Origin of the sequence: Parvibaculum sp. (genome assembly GCF_035511255.1) — a bacterium.
GTDB lineage: Bacteria > Pseudomonadota > Alphaproteobacteria > Parvibaculales > Parvibaculaceae > Parvibaculum.
Genome location: NZ_DATKFR010000149.1, coordinates 1 through 7,562 on the forward strand (window position 1 = coordinate 1; position 7,562 = coordinate 7,562).

Genomic DNA, 7,562 nt, shown 5'->3' on the forward strand with positions numbered 1-7,562 from the left:
TTCGCGGGCGGCGTCGGCCTCGCGCTGGCGGTTCCACATGGCCGCGTATTTTCCGCCTCGCGCCAGAAGCTCCTCATGCCGTCCCCGTTCGGCGATCCGGCCATGGTCGAGCACGATGATTTCATCCGCATCGACGACCGTTGAGAGGCGATGGGCGATGATAAGCGTTGTGCGGTTCTCGGAAATGCGCTTCAGCGCCGACTGGATCTCCTTTTCCGTATGCGTGTCGAGTGCGGAGGTCGCCTCGTCGAGGATCAGGATCGGCGGGTTCTTGAGAATCGTGCGGGCGATGGCGACGCGCTGCTTCTCGCCGCCCGAAAGCTTCAACCCGCGCTCGCCGACCGCCGTGTCGTAGCCCTTGGGCAGCCTCGCCACGAAAGTGGCGATCTGCGCCTGGGCCGCCGCCTCCGCGACCTCGGCGTCGCTCGCATCCGGCCGGCCGTAGCGGATGTTGTAGCGGATGGTGTCGTTGAAGAGCACCGTATCCTGGGGAACCATGCCCACTGCCGCCCGCAGCGAGCTCTGCGTGACGTCGCGAATATCTTGCCCGTCGACCAGCACGCGGCCTTTCGAGATGTCGTAGAAGCGGAACAGGATGCGCGAGATGGTCGACTTGCCCGCGCCGGAAGGCCCGACGATGGCGAGCGTCCCTCCCGCCGGTATGCGGAAGGAAACGCCGTCGAGAATGGTGCGGTCCTTGTCGTAGAAGAAGGAAACGTTCTCGAAGACGATCTCGCCGCCCCGCACCGTGAGAGGCCGGGCATCCGGCGCGTCCTCGACCTCGGACGGAATTTCCAGAAGATCGAACATCGTCTCCATGTCGATCAAAGCCTGCCGGATTTCGCGGTAGACCGTGCCGAGCAGATTGAGCGGCTGATAGAGCTGGATCAGATAGGCGTTGACCATGACGAAATCGCCGATGGTCATCGTGCCCTTCACCACGCCCTGCGCCGCCATCAGCATCAGCGCCGTGAGGCCGACGGTGAAAATCGCCGTCTGCCCGGCGTTCAGGATCGCAAGCGACGTCGTCGTCTTGACCGCGGCGCGCTCATATCCCTGCATCGAACGGTCGAAGCGCTGCGCTTCGTGGTTCTCATTGCCGAAATACTTGACCGTCTCGAAATTCAGCAGGCTGTCGATCGCCTTGGTATTGGCCTCGGTGTCGAGCGTGTTCATCTGGCGATGAAAGCGCGTCCGCCATTCCGTCACCGCGAAGGTGAACCAGATATAGAGAACGATCGTGATCGCCGTGACGACCGCGAACCAGATGTTGAAAGCCCAGATGAAGATGACGGCAACGAGCGCGAGCTCGATGATGGTCGGTATGATGTTGAAGACCGAAAAGCGCAGCAGCAGGTCGATCGCCTTCGTCCCGCGCTCGATGACGCGCGAAAGCCCGCCCGTGCGCCGCTCGAGATGAAAGCGGAGCGAGAGCGCGTGAAGATGTCTGAAGGTCTTGAGCGCCAGCGCCCTGACCGCGTTCTGGCTTACCTTGGCGAAAACGCCGTCGCGAAGCTGCGCCAGCGCCACCATCATGATGCGCCCGACGCCATAGGCGACAAGCAGCGCGATCGGAACGGCGAATGCCGCCCCTGCATCCTTCGGCGAAAGCAGATTGGTCGCGTCGCGATAAAGGAACGGCACATAGACCGTAATCGCCTTGGCCGCGACCAGCAGCAGCATGGCGATGACGACCCTGAGCCGCAGGTCGGGCCTGTCCGCCGGCCAGAGATAGGGCGCAAAGGAGCGCAGCGTCTCTACGCGGCGCTGCCGTGTCGGCGCGGCGCCTCCGGTGACGGGATGCGCGCCACCCTCCGGTCCGGCTGATTTCAGGTGCCTCATGGCCGCGAGGATCCTCGATCTGGCGGCGGGACAACGATCCCTCGCCAATGCAACGCCCCGCCCCGGCCATTTGCCGAAGCGGGGCGCCCTGTACATCCTTTAAATAAGGATTTCCGCTGCCGGAGCAACCCCGACTACGAAAATCGTCATTTTGCCGGTGTCGCGAAGGTCTGACCGGGATAGATGAGGTTGGGATCGCGAATCTGGCTCTTGTTGGCCTCATAGATGACCGTGTAGCGGAAGCCCGAGCCGTAGAGCTGCTGGGCGATCGTCCAGAGATTGTTGCCCGGTTGAATGACGACCTGCCCTTTCCGAAGGGCCTCGGCGATCTGGTCGGGTACGCCGCGCTCGAAAGGCAATTCGACGCGGGCGACGACCTTGCCGGCCTGGTCGAGCTGATCGACACGCAGGGCATAACGGCCGGGTGCGATCTCAGTGGTCGGTCGCAATTCCCAATGCCCCTTGCTGTCCGCCGTCGCGTCGCCCACCGGCTTCCCGCCGACATAGATGCGCACCGTCGCCAGAGGATCGGCCTTGCCTGAGATGATGAGATTGCCGTCCTTGTCGTAATCGACGGATTCGAGCACCAGATTGCCGGCATCCGACGGCACACCCGGACCCTGCAGCACACGGCTCGCCTTGCCCGGCTCGCTCATGACAACGAGGGCGGGCTTGTCCTTCTGCTCGGGCACGTTGACCGCGACCGACTGAACGCTGTCCTTTGTCGTGCCGTCTGGATTATGCGCCGTCAGCGTAATGACGATGTTGCCGGGCTTCAGCGGCTTCTCGAGCGCGACCACCCATTCGCCGTTGCCGTCGACCGGTACATTGGCGATCACCTCGCCATTGGCCTTGATATCGACCGTGGCGCCGGGAAGCGCGCGGCCCGCGGCGACCGTCGAGCCGTCGCGTTCGACGCGCACGATGTCGAAAGTCGGGATGCTCTTGTCCTCGACGGCGGCGGGCGCCTTGGATGTACCCTGTTCCGTCTGCTGGTGAGCCGGCCCCGTCTCGCCGCCCTTGAAAAAGACAAAGTAGGCGCCGACCAGAATGGCCAGCACAACCGGCACGCCACCCGCTATCAGTCCAGTATTACGCATCGACTCGGATCCCCTTTTCGTCGCCCCCACGGGGCCCGGCCCCAAGCGACACACAAGATGGTAAATGCCCGTGCCACACCGGGAAGCCCGGTACAGCCATTCGCGACGTTACCAACTATCATGCAATTGATGCACCATTGTGAGGCGCGTGCGAACACCGTCCTTCAGTCGAGCGGGTATCCGTTACGCTCGAGCCATGGTCCGAATTCCGACGATATCTGACGCTGGAGGGCGGGCGGGAAAATGTCCCGCCACTCCCCCGCAACCGTCCCCGTCCTGTGGTTCCTGTGCATCAGCGTCACCTTGTCCCGCTTCACGGTGCCCGACCGGTCCGGGGCGACCATGGGGATGGACTTCGCGATGTCGTCGACGTCCACCATTTGTCCCAAAGCCCCGGCGACGGCTCGAATGGTGCCCGGGATGTCCTCTATCATCGTCTCGTACCTGCACATGAGGTCGGCCCGCTTTTCGGCAAAGGCATACCATTTCATCCACGCCCGGACGGGTTCGATGGTGGGCTGGGTGCCGATCTTCCGCAAGCCGCTGACGAGTGCATCGCGAGGGTCGCGAAAGGAGTGAAAAAAGCGATGCGCACGCCAGGCATCCAGCGGCTTTATGCCGTGTGTTTTGATAAGATAAATATCGGCGGGGGGCAGATCGAGCGCGTCGCCCACCCAGCCTGCGCTCACCTTGCACCCGTGGTTCGATTGCAACACGAGCCGCGCGATGTTGAAGAGAAGCGTCGATCCGGATTGTGGCATGCCGTCCGAATAGACGATCTTCGCCAATCCCGCGCCCGCGAGAAATTGCAGTTGTTTCTTGTTTACCCTCAGATAGTCCCTCAGCATCGCCCCTCCACCAGTCGACCTGACCGCCCCCTGTCCGAATGTTAATGTTTACATGACGAAGCATCCTTTCCCATAACGAATAGCCCAACCGGAGCATTAATTCCGGCATCTGAAGTGTCTTGCGACCCCTTGCCTGAGAGTTTTCCGCCGTATGAAACCTGCGAATGTCTGTGTCTATTGCGGCTCCAGCGACGGCAACAAACCTGCCTTTTTGGAGGCTGGCGCAAAGTTCGGCCATATTCTGGCCCGCGCCGGCGTTGGCCTCGTCTATGGCGGCGCCTCGATCGGCGTGATGGGAGCCGTGGCCAAGGCCGTACTCGCCGAGGGCGGCCGCGTGACCGGCGTGATCCCGGAGTTCCTCTCCAAGGTCGAGGTGCAGTTGAGTGACGTCAGCGAGTTGATCGTCACCGACAGCATGCACAGCCGCAAATGGCTGATGTTCGAACGCTCGGACGCCTTCGTGGCGCTGCCGGGCGGTATCGGCACCCTGGAAGAAGTCGTCGAGATGCTGACCTGGGCGCAGCTCGGTCGCCACAGCCAGCCCATCGTGATCGTCAATCTCGAAGGCTTCTGGGATCCGCTGATCGACCTTCTCGACCACATCATCAAGGCTGGCTTCGCGCGCTCGAACATCCGCCGCATCTATTCCGTCGTCGACAAGGTTGAGGACGTCCTGCCGCGCATCGAGGCTGCGCTCTGATGCCGGAACGCCGGAAAAAATTCGTCCTGTTCACTGCCGACGGCCGTCTCGGAAACCAATTGTTCGAGGCGGCCTTTCTCGACAGCCAACTCGACGACGGTGATGTCATCGTCGCCACCGGCATGGAGGAGTTCGTCGACGGCTTCATCTGGAATCGCTTTCGCTTGATCAATCTGGACGACGGCGGCGGCCCGAAACGTCGCAAGCGCGTGATGCGCTGGCTGCGCCGCCTCGGACGCATTTCCGCAAGGCTTCGCCTCGTCGGCAGCATCAAACAGAAAAAGCGGGGTTTTTTCGCCGGAGGAAAACTCTACGAGCTGGCCGGAGAGGAAATTTTGCGGCGCGCCGGCCTCAGCAACCGCCTTCGCTATATCGATAAGGGTTACTTCCAGGACGCGATCCACGCGAGCTATGCGTCTTTCCGCCTCAAGGACGAGCATCTCGTCGCCGCGCGGGATTTCCTGAACGCGCTGCCTCCCGGGAAAAAAGCTTTCGTTCACATCCGCCGCGGCGATTACAGGGACTGGACGATTTTCGGTCGCTCGCCAATGCTCGGTATCGATTATTTCAGACGTGGCATCGAAATCATCCGCGAGGCTGCACCGGGCGCGCAATTCATCCTCGTCAGCGACGAACCCGGAGAGATCGACATCCCGGCCCTTCATGTGTTTCGCGGCGCGAACGTCTATGAGGATTTCGGATTGATGACGCTCTGCGACGGTGGCGTCGTCTCGAACAGCACCCTTTCATGGTGGGGCGGATATTTCAGCCATCGCACCCTGCCCGTCGTCTCGCCCAAAGGCTGGCTCGCGCATGGGCTCGGCTTCGAATATCCCGTCGGCATCACCGCGAGCTGGATGACGCCGATCGAGACCTGAACTTCACCTCGCGGATAGCGAGACGCGCCGGAGTTCGCGCTCATTGCGCCACATATCCACAGTGAAGATCGCGAGCCCGAGCCAGATAAAGCCGAATGTCACCATCTGTCCGTGTCCCAGAGGTTCGTCGTAAATCCAGACCGCTATCGCGAAAGAGGTCGTCGGCACGAGATACTGGAGCAGGCCCAGAGTCGTCAGCCGTATGCGCTGCGCGCCATAGGTGAAGAGCAACAGCGGCAGCGTCGTCATGGGCCCGGTCGCAATCAGCAACGCGTCGGTGAGCCAACCCTCCTTGACGAAGCTCGTGCCTTCATGCGCCGAGGTATAAGCAAGATAGCAGACCGCGAAGGGTGCCATCACCAGAACCTCCACGAGAAGCCCGGCCAGCGCATCGACCCGCGTGATCTTCCGCAGATAGCCATAGACCGCAAAACTGAGCGCCAGCACGAGCGAAATCCACGGCAGGAAGCCGAGCGCGAACGTGAAATAGGCGACACCCGCGATCGCAAGCCCTGTCGCGGCGATTTGCGGGCGCGACAGGCGCTCGCCGAGAACGAAGACGCCGATCAGCACGCTCACCAGCGGATTGATGAAATAGCCAAGGCTCGTTTCGAGGATGCGTCCCGAATTGACGGCCCAGATGAAGAGCCACCAGTTCGAGCCGAGGATCATCGCGGTCATGGCAAGCGTCGCGAGCTTCCGGCGATCGCGCAGGAGTTCGGCGAGATGCACGCCGCGCCGCAGCCCGAAGATCAACCCGCCGACGAGCAGGATGCTCCACAAGGTGCGGTGCGCGAGAATTTCGAACGGAACGACATTTGCAAGCTGTCGGTAGAAAATGACCGAGAGCCCCCAGAGCAGATATCCCGCTCCGGCGGCGGCACCGCCCAGCGTCGCTTCCCGTGATTGACTCTCGGAGGATGTAATCGTCGGCATGATGCAGAGCCTTGTTTCCCGTCCTCGCCCCGACACTCCATGCGGAGCGCGGGCGAGGTTGCGCTCTGCAGAAAACTAGACTCGGGCTTCCATTTTTCGGGCGGATTTCGACGGTGCCGGCGCGTTGTCGCGAAGAAGCTTGTAGTTGATGGAATCGACGAGGGCCTGGAACGAGGCGTCGACGATGTTCGGCGAGACCCCGACCGTGAACCATCGGTTGCCTTGCGCGTCGGCGCTTTCGATAAGCACACGCGTGACCGCTTCCGTGCCGCTCGTCAGGATACGAACCTTGAAGTCGGCGAGCCTGAGATCCTCGATGAACGGAGAATACTTGCCGAGATCCTTGCGCAGCGCCTGGTCGAGCGCATTGATCGGGCCGTTGCCCTCGCCAACCGAGATCAGCACCTCACCATCGACATTCACCTTCACCGTCGCTTCCGACACGGTGACGAATTCGCCCAGCGCGTTGTAGCGCCGCTCGACCAGCACCCGGAAGGATTCGACCACGAAGAATTCCGGCACCTGCCCGAGCAGGCGGCGCGCGAGAAGTTCGAAAGACGCCCCCGCGCCGTCATAGGAATAGCCGAGGAACTCGCGCTCCTTGACCTCGTCGAGAAGACGCTGGATGCGCGCATCGTTCGCATCGACCTTGATGCCGGCTTCCTCAAGCGTCGCGAGGATGTTCGAACGGCCCGCCTGATCGGAAACCGTGATCTTGCGCTGGTTGCCGACGCTTTCCGGCGGCACGTGCTCATAGGTCTTCGGATCCTTCAGGATCGCCGACACATGGATGCCGGCTTTCGACGCGAAAGCGCTCTCGCCGACATAAGGCGCGTAGCGGTTTGGCGCGCGATTGAGGATTTCGTCGAGCGTGCGCGAGATATGCGTGAGGCTCTTCAACTTTTCGAGGCTGACGCCGATCTCGAAGCGTTCGGCATATTCCGTCTTGAGCAGCAGCGTCGGGATCAGCGAGACCATATTGGCGTTGCCGCACCGCTCACCGAGACCGTTGAGCGTGCCCTGCACCTGCCGCACGCCGGCACGAACCGCGGCAAGCGAATTGCCGACCGCATTCTCGGTGTCGTTATGCGCATGGATGCCGAGCCTCTCGCCCGGGACGCCCGAGGCGATGACTTCGCCGACGATGCGCGAAACCTCGTCGGGCAGCGTGCCGCCATTGGTATCGCAAAGCACCGCCCAGCGCGCGCCGGCCTCGAGCGCGGTCCGGACGCAAGACAGCGCATAGGCCGGGTTCGCC

7 protein-coding genes are annotated in these 7,562 nt (G+C 62.2%); 2 read left to right on the plus strand and 5 right to left on the minus strand.

Going from position 1 to position 7,562, the window contains the following annotated elements; genetic code table 11:
• From VMR03_RS05290 to VMR03_RS05300, 3 genes are all read right to left on the minus strand, one after another.
• Positions 1-1,842, minus strand: a 1,842-nt coding sequence (locus VMR03_RS05290) for an ABC transporter ATP-binding protein/permease (protein ID WP_325402990.1), incomplete at its 3' end; no start/stop codon positions are given.
• Between the two features lie 146 nt (positions 1,843-1,988).
• The gene (locus tag VMR03_RS05295; protein ID WP_325402992.1) at positions 1,989-2,942 is read right to left on the minus strand and encodes a LysM peptidoglycan-binding domain-containing protein; all 954 of its coding nucleotides are present in this window, start codon (positions 2,940-2,942) and stop codon (positions 1,989-1,991) included.
• A 164-nt stretch (positions 2,943-3,106) separates the two neighbouring features.
• The gene (locus VMR03_RS05300) at positions 3,107-3,790 is read right to left on the minus strand and encodes a hypothetical protein (protein ID WP_325402994.1); all 684 of its coding nucleotides are present in this window, start codon (positions 3,788-3,790) and stop codon (positions 3,107-3,109) included.
• A 151-nt stretch (positions 3,791-3,941) separates the two neighbouring features.
• Between VMR03_RS05300 and VMR03_RS05305 the strand changes: the two genes are divergently transcribed.
• Positions 3,942-4,490: a TIGR00730 family Rossman fold protein gene (locus VMR03_RS05305; protein WP_325402996.1), complete on the plus strand. Its 549-nt coding sequence runs from the start codon at positions 3,942-3,944 to the stop codon at positions 4,488-4,490.
• 59 nt (positions 4,491-4,549) lie between these two features.
• Positions 4,550-5,368, plus strand: a complete 819-nt coding sequence (locus VMR03_RS05310) for an alpha-1,2-fucosyltransferase (RefSeq protein WP_325402998.1) — start codon at positions 4,550-4,552, stop codon at positions 5,366-5,368.
• Between the two features lie 3 nt (positions 5,369-5,371).
• On the opposite strand, the gene rarD is transcribed toward VMR03_RS05310, so the two are convergent.
• Together rarD and cimA are read right to left on the minus strand one after the other, a co-directional pair.
• Complete coding sequence (gene rarD / locus VMR03_RS05315; protein ID WP_325403000.1) at positions 5,372-6,304, minus strand: EamA family transporter RarD; 933 nt, start codon at positions 6,302-6,304, stop codon at positions 5,372-5,374.
• A 75-nt stretch (positions 6,305-6,379) separates the two neighbouring features.
• Positions 6,380-7,562 (minus strand): citramalate synthase (cimA, locus tag VMR03_RS05320; RefSeq protein ID WP_325403002.1); only part of this gene is annotated, 1,183 nt, incomplete at its 5' end.

Coding starts and splice junctions, on each gene's coding strand:
- rarD (WP_325403000.1), bottom strand. CDS start 6,304: ATGCCGACGATTACATCCTCCGAGAGTCAATCACGGGAAGCGACGCTG.
- VMR03_RS05300 (WP_325402994.1), bottom strand. CDS start 3,790: ATGCTGAGGGACTATCTGAGGGTAAACAAGAAACAACTGCAATTTCTC.
- VMR03_RS05295 (WP_325402992.1), bottom strand. CDS start 2,942: ATGCGTAATACTGGACTGATAGCGGGTGGCGTGCCGGTTGTGCTGGCC.
- VMR03_RS05305 (WP_325402996.1), top strand. CDS start 3,942: ATGAAACCTGCGAATGTCTGTGTCTATTGCGGCTCCAGCGACGGCAAC.